This window comes from uncultured Paenibacillus sp. (genome assembly GCF_963515335.1).
GTDB lineage: Bacteria > Bacillota > Bacilli > Paenibacillales > Paenibacillaceae > Paenibacillus_I.
Map to the genome: position 1 here is coordinate 66,713 of NZ_CAUPYC010000004.1, position 17,822 is coordinate 84,534.

General features: G+C 56.7%; 16 protein-coding genes and 1 pseudogene. All 17 read right to left on the reverse strand.

Annotated features, from left to right (window positions below; all coding sequences use genetic code 11):
* Positions 1-17: 17 nt before the first annotated feature.
* The 17 genes and pseudogenes from RWM61_RS02415 to RWM61_RS02490 all read right to left on the reverse strand — a co-directional run bounded on the left by RWM61_RS02415 (position 18) and on the right by RWM61_RS02490 (position 17,810).
* Positions 18-1,610, reverse strand: a complete 1,593-nt coding sequence (locus RWM61_RS02415; RefSeq protein WP_313997001.1) for an NADH-quinone oxidoreductase subunit N — start codon at positions 1,608-1,610, stop codon at positions 18-20.
* 4 nt (positions 1,611-1,614) lie between these two features.
* The gene (locus RWM61_RS02420) at positions 1,615-3,240 is read right to left on the reverse strand and encodes an NADH-quinone oxidoreductase subunit M (RefSeq protein ID WP_313997003.1); all 1,626 of its coding nucleotides are present in this window, start codon (positions 3,238-3,240) and stop codon (positions 1,615-1,617) included.
* On the reverse strand, positions 3,240-5,120 hold the full coding sequence (gene nuoL, locus RWM61_RS02425; RefSeq protein ID WP_313997005.1) for an NADH-quinone oxidoreductase subunit L: 1,881 nt from the start codon (positions 5,118-5,120) through the stop codon (positions 3,240-3,242). The genes RWM61_RS02420 and nuoL overlap by 1 nt, the downstream gene beginning before the upstream one ends.
* Before the next feature lie 3 nt (positions 5,121-5,123).
* Positions 5,124-5,426 (reverse strand): NADH-quinone oxidoreductase subunit NuoK, encoded by a 303-nt coding sequence (nuoK, locus tag RWM61_RS02430; protein ID WP_313997007.1) that lies wholly within the window; start codon positions 5,424-5,426, stop codon positions 5,124-5,126.
* A gap of 1 nt (position 5,427) precedes the next feature.
* Positions 5,428-5,946 carry an NADH-quinone oxidoreductase subunit J gene (locus RWM61_RS02435; RefSeq protein WP_313997009.1) on the reverse strand — a complete coding sequence of 173 codons (519 nt, stop codon included), beginning with the start codon at positions 5,944-5,946 and terminating at the stop codon, positions 5,428-5,430.
* A gap of 3 nt (positions 5,947-5,949) precedes the next feature.
* A complete protein-coding gene (nuoI, locus tag RWM61_RS02440; protein WP_313997011.1) occupies positions 5,950-6,399 on the reverse strand; it encodes an NADH-quinone oxidoreductase subunit NuoI in 450 nt (149 codons plus the stop codon).
* Positions 6,400-6,413: 14 nt separating this feature from the next.
* Positions 6,414-7,430, reverse strand: coding sequence for an NADH-quinone oxidoreductase subunit NuoH (nuoH, locus tag RWM61_RS02445; protein WP_313997013.1), 1,017 nt, complete (start codon positions 7,428-7,430; stop codon positions 6,414-6,416).
* The gene (locus tag RWM61_RS02450; RefSeq protein WP_313997015.1) at positions 7,430-8,530 is read right to left on the reverse strand and encodes an NADH-quinone oxidoreductase subunit D; all 1,101 of its coding nucleotides are present in this window, start codon (positions 8,528-8,530) and stop codon (positions 7,430-7,432) included. Before RWM61_RS02450 ends, nuoH begins: the two co-directional genes overlap by 1 nt.
* A gap of 4 nt (positions 8,531-8,534) precedes the next feature.
* The gene (locus RWM61_RS02455) at positions 8,535-9,200 is read right to left on the reverse strand and encodes an NADH-quinone oxidoreductase subunit C (protein ID WP_313997017.1); all 666 of its coding nucleotides are present in this window, start codon (positions 9,198-9,200) and stop codon (positions 8,535-8,537) included.
* Entirely contained in the window at positions 9,197-9,715 is a 519-nt protein-coding gene (locus RWM61_RS02460) for an NADH-quinone oxidoreductase subunit B family protein (protein WP_313997019.1), read from the reverse strand. Before RWM61_RS02460 ends, RWM61_RS02455 begins: the two co-directional genes overlap by 4 nt.
* Complete coding sequence (locus RWM61_RS02465; RefSeq protein WP_313997021.1) at positions 9,700-10,071, reverse strand: NADH-quinone oxidoreductase subunit A; 372 nt, start codon at positions 10,069-10,071, stop codon at positions 9,700-9,702. The genes RWM61_RS02460 and RWM61_RS02465 overlap by 16 nt, the downstream gene beginning before the upstream one ends.
* A gap of 219 nt (positions 10,072-10,290) precedes the next feature.
* Positions 10,291-11,764, reverse strand: a pseudogene (locus RWM61_RS02470) (ABC transporter ATP-binding protein); the annotation flags it as partial.
* 187 nt (positions 11,765-11,951) lie between these two features.
* Complete coding sequence (locus RWM61_RS20190) at positions 11,952-12,473, reverse strand: VanZ family protein (RefSeq protein ID WP_399537722.1); 522 nt, start codon at positions 12,471-12,473, stop codon at positions 11,952-11,954.
* A gap of 180 nt (positions 12,474-12,653) precedes the next feature.
* Positions 12,654-13,532, reverse strand: coding sequence for a DUF4878 domain-containing protein (locus RWM61_RS02475; protein WP_313997023.1), 879 nt, complete (start codon positions 13,530-13,532; stop codon positions 12,654-12,656).
* A gap of 308 nt (positions 13,533-13,840) precedes the next feature.
* The gene (locus RWM61_RS02480; RefSeq protein WP_313997024.1) at positions 13,841-14,308 is read right to left on the reverse strand and encodes a DNA starvation/stationary phase protection protein; all 468 of its coding nucleotides are present in this window, start codon (positions 14,306-14,308) and stop codon (positions 13,841-13,843) included.
* Between the two features lie 101 nt (positions 14,309-14,409).
* The gene (locus tag RWM61_RS02485) at positions 14,410-16,626 is read right to left on the reverse strand and encodes a methyl-accepting chemotaxis protein (RefSeq protein ID WP_313997026.1); all 2,217 of its coding nucleotides are present in this window, start codon (positions 16,624-16,626) and stop codon (positions 14,410-14,412) included.
* Between the two features lie 779 nt (positions 16,627-17,405).
* Complete coding sequence (locus RWM61_RS02490; protein ID WP_313997028.1) at positions 17,406-17,810, reverse strand: F0F1 ATP synthase subunit epsilon; 405 nt, start codon at positions 17,808-17,810, stop codon at positions 17,406-17,408.
* Between the last annotated feature and the right edge of the window lie 12 nt (positions 17,811-17,822).

A 17,822-nucleotide genomic window follows, 5' to 3' on the forward strand; every position in this document is an offset into this window, starting at 1 on the left:
GGATTATGGCGCCTTTGCTATTGGAATATGAACAAATCGGCCGGCAGCGATACGGTATATTGAATCCATTCCATCACCGGACTCGGAAACAAGCCGAGCGCAAGCGTAGCCGCCGCGCAGATCCACAGCGTCAATCCGGCCGATACCGGCATCCGGATCGGCTCCCCGGCATCGCCCGTGCGGAGAAACATCTGCCGGATGATCGAGAAATAAAAGTAATAAGAGATCACGCTGGTCACGATCATGATGCCAGCAAGCCAATAATCTTCGTGGCCCGCCGCGCTCAGCAGAATGAACAGCTTTCCGAAGAAGCCCCCGGACACCGGCAATCCTGCCAGCGAGAGCAGCAGAACGATCATCGCCGCAGCCGTCCAAGGCGCCCTGTAGTACAGTCCCGCATAACCTTTCAACTCATCGTGTCCGGCCGAACGGCCGACGACGGACAGAACCGCGAAAACGCCGATATTCATGAAGACGTACGCGATCAAGTAAAACATAAACTCGCCGATATTGCTCGTTTGCAGAGGAGTCATACCGACCGCAATCGGGACCAGCAGATCGCCCGCATTCGCCACGCCGGACAGAGCCATCAGCCGCTTCAAATTGCGCTGCCTGAGGGCAGCCGTCGTGCCGACAATCATCGCTGCCGCCGCCAGAACCTTCATCGCAAAAAACAGATCAGGCCCAAAATTCCTCACCGCGTCGCTGACATCGGGCGCCTTCCCGCCGGTGAACATCTCCGTCTGAAACAATACGGTCGAATGAAACAGGCGCAGCATGGCCGCCAGCGCCGCACCCTTGGATACGACGGCAAGGAAGGCGGTAATCGGAGCGGGAGCGCCTTGGTAAACGTCCGGCGCCCATGCGTGGAAAGGCGCGGCCGCGATTTTGATGGCGAAGCCTCCGAGCACGAAGAAGAAGCCCAGATAGAGCAGCGCTTCGTAATCCGTCAAAGCGGAGCCCAGCGCCGCGGCTATGCCGCCAAAGTTCGTCGTTCCCGTTACCCCGTAGATATAGGACATGCCGAACAGGATAAAGGCGGATGAAATACCGCCGAGCACGACGTACTTGAACGCCGCTTCGGAAGATTTCACAGACCGTTTGCGGATGCCCACCAGCACGTAGGTGGAGATGCTCAGCAGCTCCAGGCCGACGTAAAGGGTAATCAGATCAGCGGTCGAGCTCAGGATCAGCGCCCCCGCCGCCGCGGGAAGCAGCAGCGTGTAAACCTCGCCCTTGTCCGCGATCGCATCGTCCCGATTAACCGATTGGATCCCCATGAGAATAATAAGGGCGGATGCGGTTAGCAGGACGATTTTGAGTATATTCCCCAGGTCGTCGACCCGGTAGCTGTCGCCGAGCAGCCGAACAACCTCCGTACCGGGCGAGCCGTCCAACGGATTCATCGCAATCATTTGCAGCACGACGAAGAAGAGGGACAGGACAACCCCCGCAAGCGACAGCCAGCCTGTGAAGCTGCGGCTGTACCTGCTTGGAACCGCAAGATCAAGCAGCGTGATGATAATCGCCACTGCCACCAGCGTCATTTCAGGGAGAAGGTAAGCCGCATCGTTCCATGTTAATCCTGTCAAAGCCTGTGCCTGATCCATGCGCCTACCCCCCAACCCTGGAATTCAATTGTTCAAAAAGCCGGTCAAATCCATACTGCAGCGAATCGGTCAAGATCGACGGGTAAACGCCGAGCAGCAGAATGAAAGCCAGCAGCGCAATCATCGGAACCGCTTCGATCAAGCGGGCATCCTTAAGCGCGGCATAACGATCCGGCAGCGGGCCGAACGTAATTTTCAACACGCTCCTCAGTATGTAAACGGCCGTCAATATAACGCCGATCGCGGCAATGGCCGTCAGCCATTTCATGGAATCGAACAGGCCGAGGAACGACAGGAATTCGCCGACGAAGCCCGACAGGCCGGGCAAACCGAGCGAGGCCATTCCGGCCGTCAACAAAACGCCGCTCATGAACGGCAGCGAGCGGGCGAGTCCGCCGAGCTCCTGCAGCTCCGTCGTGCCGGTTCGCTCATGCAGGCTGCCAACAATGAGGAACAGCAGCGCCGAGATCAGGCCGTGGGACACAAGCTGGAACACCGCTCCCTGCAGGCCGATTTCGTTAAGCGAGGCGATCCCCAGCAGCACGATGCCCATGTGGCTGATCGAGGAATAGGCGAGCACGAGCTTGAATTCATTTTGGACGAAAGCCACGATAGCCCCGTACAAAATGTTCGCTGCGCCCAGCAGCGCAATAACGAACGCCGCATCGTCCGCCTGCTGCGGGAATAGAAAGACGCCGAAGCGAAGCAGGCCGTACGCGCCCATTTTGAGCAGGACGCCGGAGTGAATCATGACGACCGACGGCGGAGCCTCGGCATGGACGCGCAGCATCCAGGTATGGAAAGGCAGCACGGGCAGCTTGATCGCAAATGCGGCAAAAATCAGAATAAATACGGTCCAGCGCATGCCTTCCGACATGAAAAACGGATTGTCCCCATTCATCTGCTCATCCGGGAGATTGACGTACGCGGAAGGATCGGCAAGGTTCGCCAGGATCGTTTCGTAATTGCCGCTGTAAACCAATCGTAACGTCTCGCCGTCCTGAACGGACTGGAATCCCGCGTTCACGATCAGCAGCACGAACGCGATCAGCATAATCGCCGAGCCGATGCCGTTGTAGATCAGGAACGTGTTCGCGGCTTTTTCCCGATTGAAGAAGCCCCAAATGGCGATCAGGAAAAACAACGAGATGAGCGTAAGCTCGAAAAACAGGAAAAACAAGATGAGGTCGCGGGCCAGAAACACACCGAGCATGCCCGTTTCCAGCAGCAGAAACCAGATATAGAACGCCTTCCAGCGCTTTTTGATATGCACCGACGCGAGCGCGGCCATGGTCGTCACCAGCGCCGCCAGTACCGCCAGCGGAAGCGACAGCCCGTCCGCAGCCAGACGATACTGGAACTCATACACGTAGGAGGTCACACCGTTCAATGCTTCGCTGTTAAGCGCGGCCTGGATCCACGCGGCTTGCTCGACGTATACCCCGCTCGGCTCCGCACTCGGATCATACTGGGCAAACAGCCACAGAGACAATGCGAGCGGCACAAGCGTCGTCACCAGCGCCGCCGTTCTCAGCGAGCGGCTGTTCGCTTTCGGCAGAAAGAGCAGCACCAATATGCCGATCAGGGGCGAGAAGGTAAGCACGGTCAGCCATGGAATCTGTTCGGGCATTACCAAAACCTCCTTCCGGCGATCGCCAAGATGAGCGCAAGCAGTCCGACTACGGTCCATAAGCCGTAGGTTTGCATTTGGCCGTTCTGCATGCGAATGCCGGCGCGTCCGACCCATAACGCGGCTCCGCTTACGAGCCGGACGGCGCCCGCGACGACATACGTATCGAATGCGTCAAGCGCCCGGGCGGCCGCCCGCAGGCCCGCGGTAAACACCGCATGATACATCTCGTCGATATAATACTTGCGCTCCAGCAACCGGACGAGCCACGGCACCCTGGAAGCAAAGGCGTCGCGGGAAATCGTTCCCTTGACGTAGACCAGCCATCCGAGATAGATGCCCAGCAGGCCGATCGCCGTCGATACGACGAGCACCAGCCCGCTGCTGGCGTGTGCGGCTTCTTCCCCCGTCAACCATTCTCCCAGCAAGCCCATGCCCGCCCAAGGAAGCTCGACGAAGCCCGCCAGAGCGGCGAACACGGCCAGCACGATCAGCGGAATCGTCATGACGGCCGGCGATTCATGCGCCTTGTCCGCGGCTGCCGATTTCCCCGCGAACACGAGGAAGAACAGGCGGGCCATATATAAGGCCGTAAATAATGCCGCCACGATGCCGACCACGAACAGGAACGGATTTGACTCCAGCACCGCTGCCAGGATGGCGTCCTTCGACCAGAAGCCGGAGAACGGCGGAATGCCGGACAACGCCAACGCGCCGATCGCGAACGTCCAGGCGGTGACTTTCATTTTGCGGCCCAAGCCGCCCATCTCCTGGATGTTCTGCGTGTGTGCACCGTGAATGACGCTGCCTGCCCCAAGAAAAAGCAGAGCCTTGAAGAACGCATGCGTGAACAGGTGGAAAATGGCGCCCGTCAGCGATCCGACGCCCAACGCAAGCATCATATAGCCTAGCTGGCTGACGGTGGAATAAGCCAGAATACGCTTGATGTCGTTCTGCACAAGCCCGATCGTCGCCGCGAAAATAGCGGTGAACGCGCCCACGTAAGCAACGGTGTCCATAGCGGCCGGCGAGGCCTCGAAAATGCTGTACGTGCGGGCCACGAGGAACACCCCGGCGGCAACCATCGTTGCGGCATGGATCAGGGCGCTGATCGGCGTCGGGCCTTCCATCGCGTCCGGAAGCCAGACATGGAGCGGGAACTGGCCGGACTTGCCGACGGCCCCGACGAAAATCAGGATGGCGATCAGCGTCGTAATGCCTTCCGTGATCGTCCCCGTCTGGCCGAACACGTTCTGGATCGCGGCAAAGCTCAGATCATGCTCCGGCATATACCAGAACAACAGAAGCACGGCAATGAGCAGTCCGACGTCCCCGATCCGGGTGACGATAAAAGCCTTCTTCGCCGCCGCTCTCGCTTCAGGCTTCGCATACCAGAAGCCGACCAGCAGGAACGAACAGACGCCGACAAGCTCCCAGAAAATATACAAGGTCAGCAGGTTATCGGCGAGCACCAGGCCGAGCATCGAGAACGTGAACAGCGCCACGTAGCCGAAGAAAACGGTAATCCGCTCGTCCTCTTTCATATAGCCGACCGAATACAGATTAACGAGGAATGCGACGACAGAGACGACGAACAGCATGAGCGCCGACAGATTCGTCACATCATAGCCGGCGTTCAGCTGGAAGCTGCCGATCGTGATCCAGTCAAAGCTGTAGTTGTACTCGGCCGAATCGCCGGCCGTCATCCGCTCAAAAAGCACCAACACGGACAAAACAAGCGCCGCGAGCGAGCCCAGCGTTCCCACGAGCGTTCCCGCCGAACGCATGCCGCGGCCGAAAGCCGTCAGCACAAGAAACGAGAGGAGCGGGAAAACCGGGATAAGCCATGCGTATTGCGAATATACGGTAACGGGTTCCATCGCTTACCTCCTCATCTCATTGTACTCGTCGACGTTGACCGTGCCGCGCGCGCGGAACAGTGCGATCAGAACGGCGATGCCGACCGCCACCTCCGCGGCTGCCACCGAAATCGTGAACAGCGAGAAAATTTGGCCGGTGAGCGAGGGAACGACGCCGTATTTGGAGAACGCGACCAAATTGAGATTGACCGCGTTCAGCATCAGCTCGATCGAGATGAGCACGATCACCGCATTCCTTTTCGTCAGCGCGCCGTAAAGCCCGATGCAGAAAAGAATGGCGGCCATAGTCAAATAGGACGGCAGCATCTCATTCCGCCTCCTTCCTCGCCAGAACGATCGCGCCGATAAACGCGACGGTGAGCAGCACCGACACAAGCTCGAACGGAATGACGTATTGGGTAAAAAGCCGCTTGCCGATTTCCATCGTATTGTCCGCGCCTGCCGTCAATGCGGCGTTCGGCTCCGGAAAAGTCGTCACGCGGATCGCGTAGAACAGGATGCCGAACAGGCAGAGCGCGCCGATCGCCGACACGATTTCCTGCACGGGCCGTACCGGCTCCTCCTGCACGGCTTCATGCCTGGTCATCATGATGCCGAAAATCATCAGAATCGAAACGGCGCCCGCGTAGATAAGCACCTGGACGAAGGCGACGAATTCGGCCTCCAGCACGACGAACATGCCGGCCAGTCCGAGAAACACCGCCGCCAAAGAGACGACCATATGCACGACCTTGGCCAGGGTAAGCATCAGGACGGAGCCGCCGATCATGATCACCGCAAACACGAAAAACGCAACCAGCTCTCCCGTCAGTTCAACGTTGAACATCGGTTATTTGGCGCCCCCTTTTTGCGGCGCGCCGATGTTGTTGTTGTCCTTGCGCACGTTTGTGTCGTTCCCGCTCAGCCATTCCATATCCTTGAACAGATCGTCGCGGCTGTAAGCAGCCAGCTCGAAATTGTTCGTCATCACGATCGCCTCGGTCGGACAGACCTCGGTGCACAGATCGCAGAGGATGCATATTTCAAAGTTGATGTCGTAGGTGTCGATGACCTTGCCCTTCTTCTCCGGATCGGGATTCGGCTTGCCGGTGAGCGTGATGCACTCCGTCGGGCATACGCGCGCGCATTGGTTGCAGACAATGCATTTATCCGGCTCGAAATATTGGATCCCCCGAAAACGGTCGGGCATAACGAGCGGCTGGTCCGGATAGGAATAGGTAACCTTCTTCGCCGTCATCGATTTGAAAGTGACGCCCAGCCCCTTCAATAATCCTTTCATTTCCGTCTCCCCCGTTACCTTTTAATGAAAAGCTCCATGTACGCGGCCGTGACGAAAATGTTGAGGATCGCCAGCGGCAGCAGCACCTTCCAGCCAAGGCCCATCAGCTGGTCGACCCGCACGCGCGGGAACGTGGCGCGCAGCCAGAAGAGGAAAAAGACGATGCACAGAAACTTGAGCGCGAACCAGATAATGCCCGGCACGAAGTCCAGAAACGGCGCCGGCGGATGCCAGCCGCCAAGGAACAGCACCGTCGTCAGCGACGCGATTGCGAAGACGTACACATACTCGGCAAGCATGAAGAAAGCGAAGCGGAATCCGCTGTATTCGACGTGATAGCCGGCAACCAGCTCGGACTCGGCCTCGGGCAGGTCGAACGGCGTACGATTAAGCTCGGACACGGCCGCAACGATAAACACGCCGAACCCGATCAATTGCGGCAGGAAGTTCCATTGCCAGAACCAGCCGCCCCCCTGGCCCTCGACGATCGACCGCAGGCTCATACTGCCCGTCAGCATCACCGTCCCGACGATGGAAATGACGAGCGGCACTTCATAGCTGATCATCTGAGCCGCCGAGCGCATGCCGCCGAGCAGCGCATACTTGTTGTTCGACGCCCAGCCGCCCAACACCATCGCGAGCGTCGAGATGCCCGACAGCGCCACATAATACAGCACACCGACGTTCAGGTCGGCGAAATACAATCGGTTCGTATACGGAATCACCGCGAGCACCGCGAACGCCGGAATGTAGCAAAGCGCCGGCGCCAGAATGAACAGGACCCGGTCCGCTTTGCGCGGAATCGTATCCTCCTTCAGCAGCAGCTTCCCGATATCCGCCAACGACTGGAGCAGCCCCAGCGGGCCGACCCGATTCGGTCCTTTGCGGAACTGCATCCAGCCGATCACCTTGCGCTCGAAATAGATCGCGTAAGTCACGAAGCCGAGCACAACGGCCAGCATGACCACAGCAAGCAGGAAGAAGATTAAAGCATTCCCCCACGTGAGCTGCTCCAATAATCTGTCGCCCATCAGCAATCAACCTCCCCGACGACGATATCGATACCGCCCAATATAGTGATCAGGTTCGTCATCGTCTCGCCGACGAGCAGCTTCGGCAAGATTTGCAGGTTCACGAACGAGGGACGGCGGAATTTCAGCCGGTAAGGCTCGGCTTTGCCTTTGGACACGATGTGGCAGCCGATCTCGCCGCGCGGCGACTCGATGCGCACATACGTCTCGCCGGCAGGCGGCCGGATGGCGCGCGGCACCTTGCCCATCGTCTCGCCTTCGAAAGGAAATTGCTCCACCGCCTGCTTCAGGATGCGCAGGCTTTGGCGGATCTCTTCCATCCGGATCACATAGCGGTCGTAGCAATCGCCGTTCGTTCCGGTCGGCACGTCAAACTCGAACCGGCTGTACAGGCTGTACGGCTCGGCCTTGCGCAAGTCCCAATCGACGCCCGTGCAGCGCAGATTCGCGCCGGACAAGCCGTAGTCGATCGCGGTCTGCGCATCGTACGCGCCGATCCCCTTGATCCGCGCAAGAAAAATTTCATTGCCGCTGACCAGATCGTGGTATTCCAGCAGCTTTTTTTCCATGTAAGGCACAAAGTCGCGCACCTTGTCGATCCAGCCCGGAGGAGCGTCCCACTTCACGCCGCCTACGCGCATGTAGTTATAGGTGAGACGCGCGCCGCACAGTTCATTGAACAGGTCGACGATGATCTCGCGGTCGCGGAAAGCGAACAGGAACGGGCTCATGGCGCCGATGTCGAGCAGGTAGGTTCCCCACCAGACAAGATGGCTGGCGACGCGCTGCAGCTCCATGACGATAAGGCGCAGAAACTCGGCGCGTTCCGGCACCTCGAGCCCCATCATCGTCTCCACCGCGTGGCACAGCACATAGTTGTTCGTCATCGCGGACACGTAATCCATCCGGTCCGTATAAGGGATGATTTGCGTAAAATTCAGATTCTCGGCCAGCTTCTCCGTGCCCCGATGCAAATAACCCATGACGGGGATCGCCTCGGTGATCACTTCGCCGTCCAGCTTGACGATAATGCGGAAAACGCCGTGCGTGCTCGGATGCTGAGGACCGACGTTCAGCAGCAGTTCTTCGGTACGGATCACGTCTTTACACCTCCGGATCGAGCGGTACGTAGTCTTTGCGCAGCGGATGGCCGACCCAGTCGTCCGGCATCATGATGCGCCGCAAATCCGGATGGCCCGGAAAATCGATGCCGAGCAGATCGTAGATTTCGCGTTCGTTCCAATTGGCCGTGCTCCACACGGCCACGACCGAAGGGATCGACGGGTTGTCGCGGTCGGTCTTCACCTTCACCGCGAACTCGCGCTTCGTATCGAGCGAAATGAGATGATAAACGGCTTCCAGATGCGTCTCGTAATCGACGCCGGAAACGTTCCGCAAATAGTCGCAGCCCAGCTTGGCGTGCGACTTCAGCAGCTCGGCGGTTGCGAGCCAATGCCCGGCACGGATGACGAGCGTCGGCATATCGCCGTTCAGCTCGTTGATCGAAGCCTCCTCGACCGCGTCCGCATGCACGAGCGTCTTGATCAGCTCCACCGCCTCGTCAAGCAGCGGCTGCTTCGGCGACGGCGCCTTCGGCTCCGCCGGAGCCGCCGCCTCTTCGGCCGCCTTCGCGGCGGCGCGGGCTGCGCGGGCCTCGGCAGCCGCCTTCAGCTTCGCTTGCTTGTCGGCGTCGGCGCCCTCGGCGGCAGGCGGCGGATTCACCGGCTCCCGCTCATCGCCGGATCCGCTCTTCTTGTTCTCTTCGCTCACCGGCCCGTCACCCGCTTCCCGGTCTTCGCTTCATAGCGGATTTTCTCCTGAAGCTTGTTGATGCCGTAGATCAGCGCCGCCGGGTTCGGCGGGCAGCCCGGTATGTACACATCGACGGGCACGATCTGGTCGACGCCCTTCATAACGGCGTACGACTTCACATAAGGTCCGCCCGCCGTCGCGCAGGAGCCCATGGCGATGACCCACTTGGGCTCGGGCATCTGGTCGTACAGCCTGCGGAGCAGCGGTCCCATCTTCTTCGTCACCGTGCCGGCGACGATCATGACGTCCGACTGCCGCGGCGAGGTGCGGAACATCACCCCGAATCGATCCAGATCGTAGTGGGACGCGCCCGTGCCCATCATCTCGATCGCGCAGCAGGCGAGGCCGAACGTCAGCGGCCAGAGCGAGTTGCTTCGCGCCCATGCCTTGAGCTGCTCGAGCGTCCCCATAAACACGTTGCGTTCCAGCTCCGTCCGCTCCTCCGGCGTAATCGACTCTAAACGGAATTCCATTTCAGCACCTTCTTCTTCCAAGCGTAGAGTAGCCCAACCAGCAGCAGGGAGACGAAAATCAGCATTTCAACAAGCACAAACAGGCCAAGCTGCTTATACGCAACGGCCCATGGATATAAGAAAACGGTTTCCACATCAAAAATAACAAACATTAACGCAAACAGGTAATAGCGGATATTAAACCGCACTTGCCCTTCGCCGACCGGTACGTTGCCGCTCTCGTACGTCGTCCGCTTCTCCTCCGTCGGCTTGCTCGGCCGCAGAAAACGGCCGATGGTCAGCGCCGTCACGGGGAGCAGGATGCCGAGCAGGATGAAGATGGATACGATCACATAGTTGTTGATGTACTTCTCCATTCAATCGCCTCCGTGCGTAGGATATCGGCCCGGCCGCACCGGTTCCGATGCAAAATTCCTTCACAATTATAGCAAAAGCATTCCGGGACGTCTATGACGGAGTTGTCTTGCGGAAGCGCTCCGTCATGCGAAAAACGCCCCGCCGCGATCCGGCCCGGATCGGGGGAAGCGTTCGTCTTGTGTGTACAATCGAGTGTCGACCCGACATTGTGACGGACGTCACACAGGCACGGCGGCCCCGAATTGGGCGCGATGCAGCCGCGCATATACCCCGTCCCGGGCGATCAGCTCATGATGATTGCCCTGCTCGGCGATGCCGTCCTCGGTCACGACGACGATCCGATCGGCGCCCTGAATCGTTGCCAGCCGATGGGCGATGACCAGCGTCGTCCGGTTCACCGCCAGCTCCTCCAGCGCCTGCTGAATCACCTTCTCCGTCTCGATGTCGAGCGCAGACGTCGCCTCGTCCAGAATCAGGATCGGCGGATTTTTAAGGAACATCCGCGCGATGGCCAGCCGCTGGCGCTGTCCGCCGGACAGCTTCAGCCCCCGCTCGCCGATCACGGTGTCGAGACCGTCCGGCAGGCCGGCGAGCATCCCCTCCAGATGCGCCCGGCGCGCCGCATCCAGGATGTCCGCTTCGGAGGCGCCCAGCCGTCCGTACGCGATATTTTCGCGAATGGTGCCGTTGAACAGAAACACATCCTGCTGCACGATCCCGATCTGCGCCCGCAGCGACCGCTGCGTCATCCGCCGGATATCGATGCCGTCGATCGTAATTTCGCCCTCATCCGCCTCATAGAACCGCGGGATCAGGCTGCATACCGTCGATTTGCCCGCCCCGGAAGGACCGACGAGCGCAACCGTTTCGCCCGCCCTAATGGAAAGGTTTACGCGATCCAGTACGCGGTTGTGCAGGTCATAGCCGAAGGAGACGTTGCGGAACTCGATATCGCCGCGCAGTCCGCCGACCTCCACAGCCCCCGGCTCGTCCTTAACGTCCGGCTCCGTATCGATCAATTCGCAATATCGATGGAAACCCGCCATGCCCTTCGGATACATCTCCTTCGGGGCGTTGATCTTGTCGATTGGCTTCAGAAAAAATATTCACATACAGCAGGAAGCCGACCAGCTCGCCGTACGTGATGCACCCTTGAAAAGCATACCACGCGCAGCAGACCAACACGATGATCGTGATCAGCCGCGTCAGCATGTATATGCCGGACGCGCTGAACGCGAGATACGAGCGCAGCTTCGCCCGCCGGAAGCGGGCGTTGTCGGCGCCGAACCGTTCGATCTCGAGCGCTTCGTTCCCGAACGAATTCACCACGCGGATGCCGGAGACGCTGTCCTCGACGCGCGCGTTCACCTTGGCGATGCTCGCGAACATCTGCGTTGCCGCACGGTTCAGTTTCATGTTGAAATACGCGATCATCCACACCAGCACCGGCACGACCGCGAACATAATGAGCGACAGCTCACAGTTCACCGTCCACACGATGCCGAAAGCGCCTGCGAACGTCATCAGCGCGATAAACAAATCCTCGGGCCCGTGATGGGCCATTTCGCCGATGTCGAACAAGTCGTTCGTAATTCGGGATAGAAGATGGCCGGTTTTCGTATTGTCGAAATAACGGAAGGAAAGCTTCTGCACATGATTTTCCAGAGGTTGATGAGCAAGAAATTCCCCCCATAATAAAGAGATTTGCGGTATCTGTCAAGGCATGGTCCCGCGATAGACGCATATATGAAAATGTTCGCCCTTTTCAGGACGAGCATCGGGTAAAGACTCTGGTTTTTGCTAGAGGAACCAGAGGTAAGCTTGGATCCAGTGAAGAGTTGAGGTCGACCCGGTATCATCAATGTAAACGCTGATGGACTTATGTACCTTTCAATTGCAAATTGTCACCTTGCTTCTTGTTGCGATATCTAAGTAACGAAGTAATCAACAAGAAGCCTATGAGCGTTCCAAATGTGTTGAGTACAAAATCAGTGATACTCAACATTCTGCCAATAGGTAAAAAATATTGCATCACTTCAATAATCAAAGAAAAGCCCATGCACAAGAGAACGGTTTTTATGTGTCCGTTCAAACGAAATGTTAGAAAAAACGCTAACACCACGTACATTAGCACATTGATCATATATTCAACATCACCTTGAAATAAAGGGCTTAATCTTAGTTTAATGCTGTATTGATAGGTAGCATACATATTGGATGGACTTATCGTGACAAATAGCATTACCAAAACCACACAGGCGATCATAAATTCTTGAAAGGTTTTTCTTAATGTTGCTTTTTCTGGTTGTCCTCGCTTAATTCTCGAAAAATAGATAGAAGCAAACACGAGAATAATCGTAAACAAACCGAAAATAAAAAAGGGAAGATACTTGCTAAACATTCTCCAGTAGATGACAAACCTGTCCAGTATAATCTCTCCTTCCAGGTCAATTAACTATACGAGTCCCCACCCTACACACTACCACATTATATAAGATGATCAGGAATATTTCCAACTACTGCTTCAATTCTGATAGAAAGAGTCGTCTTAACGAATTAAGACGACCCTTCTGCTATTACGTTAAGTATATAGTTCTCCGAAACCGGAGAACGATACCTTGCCCTCATCCGGACCGGAATAATTTGGAATAATGAAACGAAGCTTTGCCCCACTTAATCCATTGTTGCTGCCGGAAATATAAACTTGGTTCGCGGTACTCTGATTATTTTCTACCACTTGAACTTGGCCCCAGAATGTGTCCCCTCCCCACTTTTCAATTACAACGGCATAGGTGATATTTGTTGTAATTTGGCGACCGAGATTTGAATCACACCATTGACGATAGTTAAGCATCAGTTGATTTTGCGAAAAATCAAAGGTCTGGATGGAGTAGAATTTGGTGCCTTCCAAGCGCTGCGAGAAATTATAGCTCATCAACTGTGCTTGAATAGAGACTTCATTAGGGTTTGAAGGCGCTGGTGTGAGTTGCACATCCGCCTTTACGTCCTCTTTTTCAGTAGCCTTTTTCTTTAAGACGTACAATGGGTCCTTCTCCATATCTTTACCGGCTTCGACCACAATCCTCCATTGCCCATCAACGTTCTTTACAGTGAACGGGGAGCTTTGGACACTGCCATCGTTCGCAGTCATTTCGACAACGTACGTTACGTCACCATTAGAAGCTGAAAGCTCCTGTTCGATTTTGGTTTTGGTAATCTGGTTCCGTTTATACCGCAACATATTCTCGTAGCTATGTTGCATCTCTTCTTGTGAAGAATATCGCTGATCAACGACCAGGCTCATAATCTCTTCGACATTATTTTCTTGAATTGCCTTGAGATAGGACGTAATAGTCTGCTTTGGTGAACTTGGTTCTGCGTTTGTTTCAGCGGAAGCCATTGATGGTAGGAGCGTTAATGCCAGTACTAGGGAAAGTAGAGTAAGCCTAAAATTTTTCATAGAAAACCTCAACCTCCATCTAAAGTATTTGTGTTGATGATAAAACAAAAAAGAAAATGACTTGTCCTTAACAAGTAAGCTCCTTTCTTGTGGAGTGCCTTACATATATAACAACACCGCTTCATAATGCTTGGTTGCAAATTTCTCCAAAAAAAATCAACCGATACTATTTCATACTTCGTTTAGGCTAAAACACTATATCACTTAGATTCGATCACAACGCAATTATTATAGAAATCGCCGTTTGAAGAAAAAACCGCCGGCCGCGTCGATCGACGCGGCCGGCGGCCACAGGTGAAGCGCACGGCTTACTTGCCGAGGTAAGCCTCCAGCATCCAGATATGCTTCTGCAGCTTTTCCGTCCAGCCGACGAGCAGGTCGTGCGTCGACAGATCGCCTTCCTCCTCGGCCGCTTCCGCCATCTCCTTCATCTCGTCCACACAGGACTGAAAATCGTCCGCGAGCGCTTCGATCATCATGGACGGATCCTCTCCGCCCTTCGCTTCCTTGATCGAGGACAGCTCCAGATACTCCTTCATCGTAGCCGGAGGCTGCTGGCCGATCGCGAGCATGCGCTCCGCAATCTCGTCCAGCATCAGCGTCACTTCCTCATAGAACTCCTGGAATTTCACATGGAGCGTGAAGAAGTTCGGGCCCTTTACGTTCCAGTGAAAATTGTGCAGCTTGACGTACAGCACGTTGCCGCCCGCCACCAGTTTGCTCAGCCCTTTTTTGATATCCGGCCTCGTCGCTGTAGACTCTTTCTTTGTCACCATTCCAATCGGCTCCTTTCCGTCGGACCGGGACTGTCCGTCCCGCTGGACGGATATTACCCGTGCCCCCCGGAGGCCAAACAAGCCGCCGGGCGCCCGAAGGGCTACCTTCTGCGGGCTTCGGTGAGATGGAATTGGCCGACCAGTTGCTGCAGAAACGCGGTAATCGCCTCGACGTAATGCGACGTATGGCGGACATGCCGGATGCCGTCAACGAGTTCTTTTACCCGTCCCTCAACCTCGGCCGAAACCTGGCGGTTCTCGATGCTGACGGCGGCCACATTTTCCATCAAGCGCACGACCTCTTCGACCACCTGCGTCTTCAGCGTGTCCTCCGCCTTGGCCGATCTCAGTATCCCGGACGCCGCCACGACAAGCTCCGCTCCCTCCCGGACGACCTGGGTGCCCGCTTCCATCGACGCATAGGCCGCCTGCGCGTTCTGCCGGATGTGACGCACGATTTCATGCACCTCGTCCGTCGACTGGCGGGTCAAATCGGCCAGCTTGCGGATTTCCGCCGCCACAACCGCAAACCCCCGCCCATGCTCGCCGACCCGCGCCGCCTCGATCGACGCATTGAGCGCAAGCAGTTGCGTCTGCGCCGATATTTCCTCTATGACCTGCAGTACGTTGCGGATTTCCTCGGCGGTATGCATGAACTCCCGGATCGTGCCGTTCGTTTCGGCCACCTTGTCTGTGATCTGGCTCATTTTGTCCCCGATCCGCCCGACCTCGCCCTCCGCCACGGCGATCTGCTCGGAAGCCTGACGTTCCAGCTGATTGAGCGTAAGCCGCATTTCGCCCGCCACGTCCTTGGCGATGTCGATATCCTTCAGCTGCTTGCGGATGCTGCGGATCATATCGTGTACCTGCGCACCCATCCGCTCGGTCGCCTCCGCCGTCGAATCGGCCGATTGATTCAGCAGCTTCTGGCTGTCGAGCACGTCGGCGGACGCCATTTTCACCTGCAGCATAATGCCTTCGAGCGAGTCGATCATATTGTTGATCCATTTGGCCAGGTCGCGCGTCTCGTCGTTCCGGAAATCGTCCTGCGACAGCCGCATCGTCAGATCGCCCTTGCCCTCCGCGTTCACGCGGATGAAGCGGCTGATTTTGCGCAATTGCTCTACGGTCCGCCGCCCGGTCCGCCGCTGCACGACGCCCGACATGATCCAGCCGAACGCCAGGTTGAAAACGATCGCCGCTACGGCCGTGGCAAGCGCCGAAGCTTGCGAAGCAACCAGATAAACGAGGATGCCCGTCAGCAGGCCGAGTCCGGCAAATGCCAGCATCTGCATGCGCCACTCCGCCCAAGCGACGCTGCGAATACGGTACACTTCCTCCAAATCGCCTTCGCACATCATCCCCCATACATCCGGACAATGCGGCAATTGAAACGTAACGCCCTTGCCGATGACGGGAATATGGCGGTAATCGGAGTAGCCGGGGAATTCGACGAAAAGATTGCTCCCGTTCCGGATCGTGTTCGCAACGCCCGGATGGAGCTCGCCCGTCGCCGGGTCGGTGAACGTCAGCTCAAGCTCCGTATGCTCCTTCACCGATACGATGCCCCAGTCGGTGCGGACGCCGTCCTTCAGATTGTCGCCGTGCGTGAACGTGCGGTCCTCGAACCGGCTGCGGGACAGCGCGGTGCCGAGCTCAATGTGCTTGTTCAGTCCCGGCTGCGCCATGAAAATATAATTATCGCCCGAATCGGGATACACGTGACCGGACTCCCGCTGGATAAGATCGCCCAGCACGTCGTTCGGCACTCGTCCGCAGACCGCGCCCGCCCATTCGCCGCCCGCGAGGATCGGCTGAATGAACAGCAGCGTCATTTCGTCGTGAAAGGATGAGGAACGCGGTCCGATCGTCACCGTAAGGTCATCGGCGAACGGGCCGAACAGGCATTTGCGCCCACCGGCGTCCTTGGCGTAGTTAAGGCCATTCGAGATGTGCGAGGCGCTGCCGTATGTCCGCCCTTCGTGCGCCCTCCATGTCGAATACGCCACCTTGCCGTCCGCCGACAGCACGAACAGCTCCGTGAAATCGGCCCCCCGCGTATAAGCGGATGTGAACAGATGGTCCAGAAGCTCTCTCGATTCCTCGATGCCGAATCGAATATCCACCGCTTGCGAATGAAGCTGGGCGGCGAGCCGTTCCAGATGCCCCCAATACTCCGACGTCCACGATGTCAGCAGCTGCTTGCGGGTATCCGCGATGCCTTCAAAAATATCCTCGACATCCTCCTTCATCTCCCGGTTCAACCGGTAAGACCACCACAGCTTGTACCCTTCCCGCCAACCCAGCCATCCAAACATTCCGACCACTCCCGTCCAACTTGATATCTATCTATGTATGTGGTAGTTATTGTAACGCGAACAAGGTCGGATTTCAAAGAAAAATGTGTGATTTTAAATATGGATGTCAGGTTTTTCAACATGAAGATGAATGGAGTAGAGGATAATGACGGTTATCAACATAGGGAAGAGTACGGTAAACGGAAACTAAAAACCCCGGCTTCACCTGCATTATTGGGAAGGTCAGACCCTTGTATTACGAAAAAGGGCCGACCGCGGTCGAACCCCTCACAGTCTTTAGATCATGTGCATCGGTTATGAATCCGGTTTGGCATCGCTGATCGCGGTACCGGACCACAACACATGGAGCCTGAACCGTCGGTAGCCATGTGTCCCTTGGTTGGATATTTTCCAACCAATCGGCCTTTTTTCGTTGAATAGCCGGATTATATTGGAAAGCGTCCAACGAAATCGGCTGCTTTCTCGTCTGCACCGATAAGCTTGCTTCATTTGGCTGGAGGGAATCCAATATAGCAGAGAGAATAAGGCTTCAGCTGATATTGCGTTGTATAAAATCCAACGAATTGTCGGAAGCGTCAACCGAATTCGGCAAGCCGCTGAAAACCGTAGGGAAGACGGGGAATTACTTCCCCGGACTTCCCGTCAAACAGCCTGTTTAGACACCACCCATCCTCAACCTAGAATTCTCGTTCCCGATCGCACCGTTGTCCCTTAATCGAAAAAAAAGCTGTCCCACCGGTCTTTTGCAGACCAACAGGACAGCTTTTTCACCTTGCTTATTACCTCTTGTCGCTGACGTCCAGGCGGTTCATGGCGCGCTGCAGCGCCATTTCCGCGCGGCGGAAGTCGATTTCGTCCTTCTTCGCGGCCGACAGACGCTGCTCGGCGCGCTGCTTGGCAGCCTGCGCGCGTTCGACGTCGATGTCGCCCGGAAGCTCGGCGGATTCGGCCAGAATGACGACCTTCTCCTTGCGGACTTCCACGAAGCCGCCATTGACGGCAACGAGCTGCTCCTTGTTGCCCTGCTTGATCTTGACCGAAGAGATCTTGAGCGGCGTAACCAGCGGAATGTGGTTCGGCAGAATGCCGAGCTCACCCGCGACGCCCCTGACCACGACCATATTCACGTCCTCAGCGTATACTTTACGCTCGGGCGTAACGATTTCCAGCAAAAAAGTACTCACGTGGATACCTCC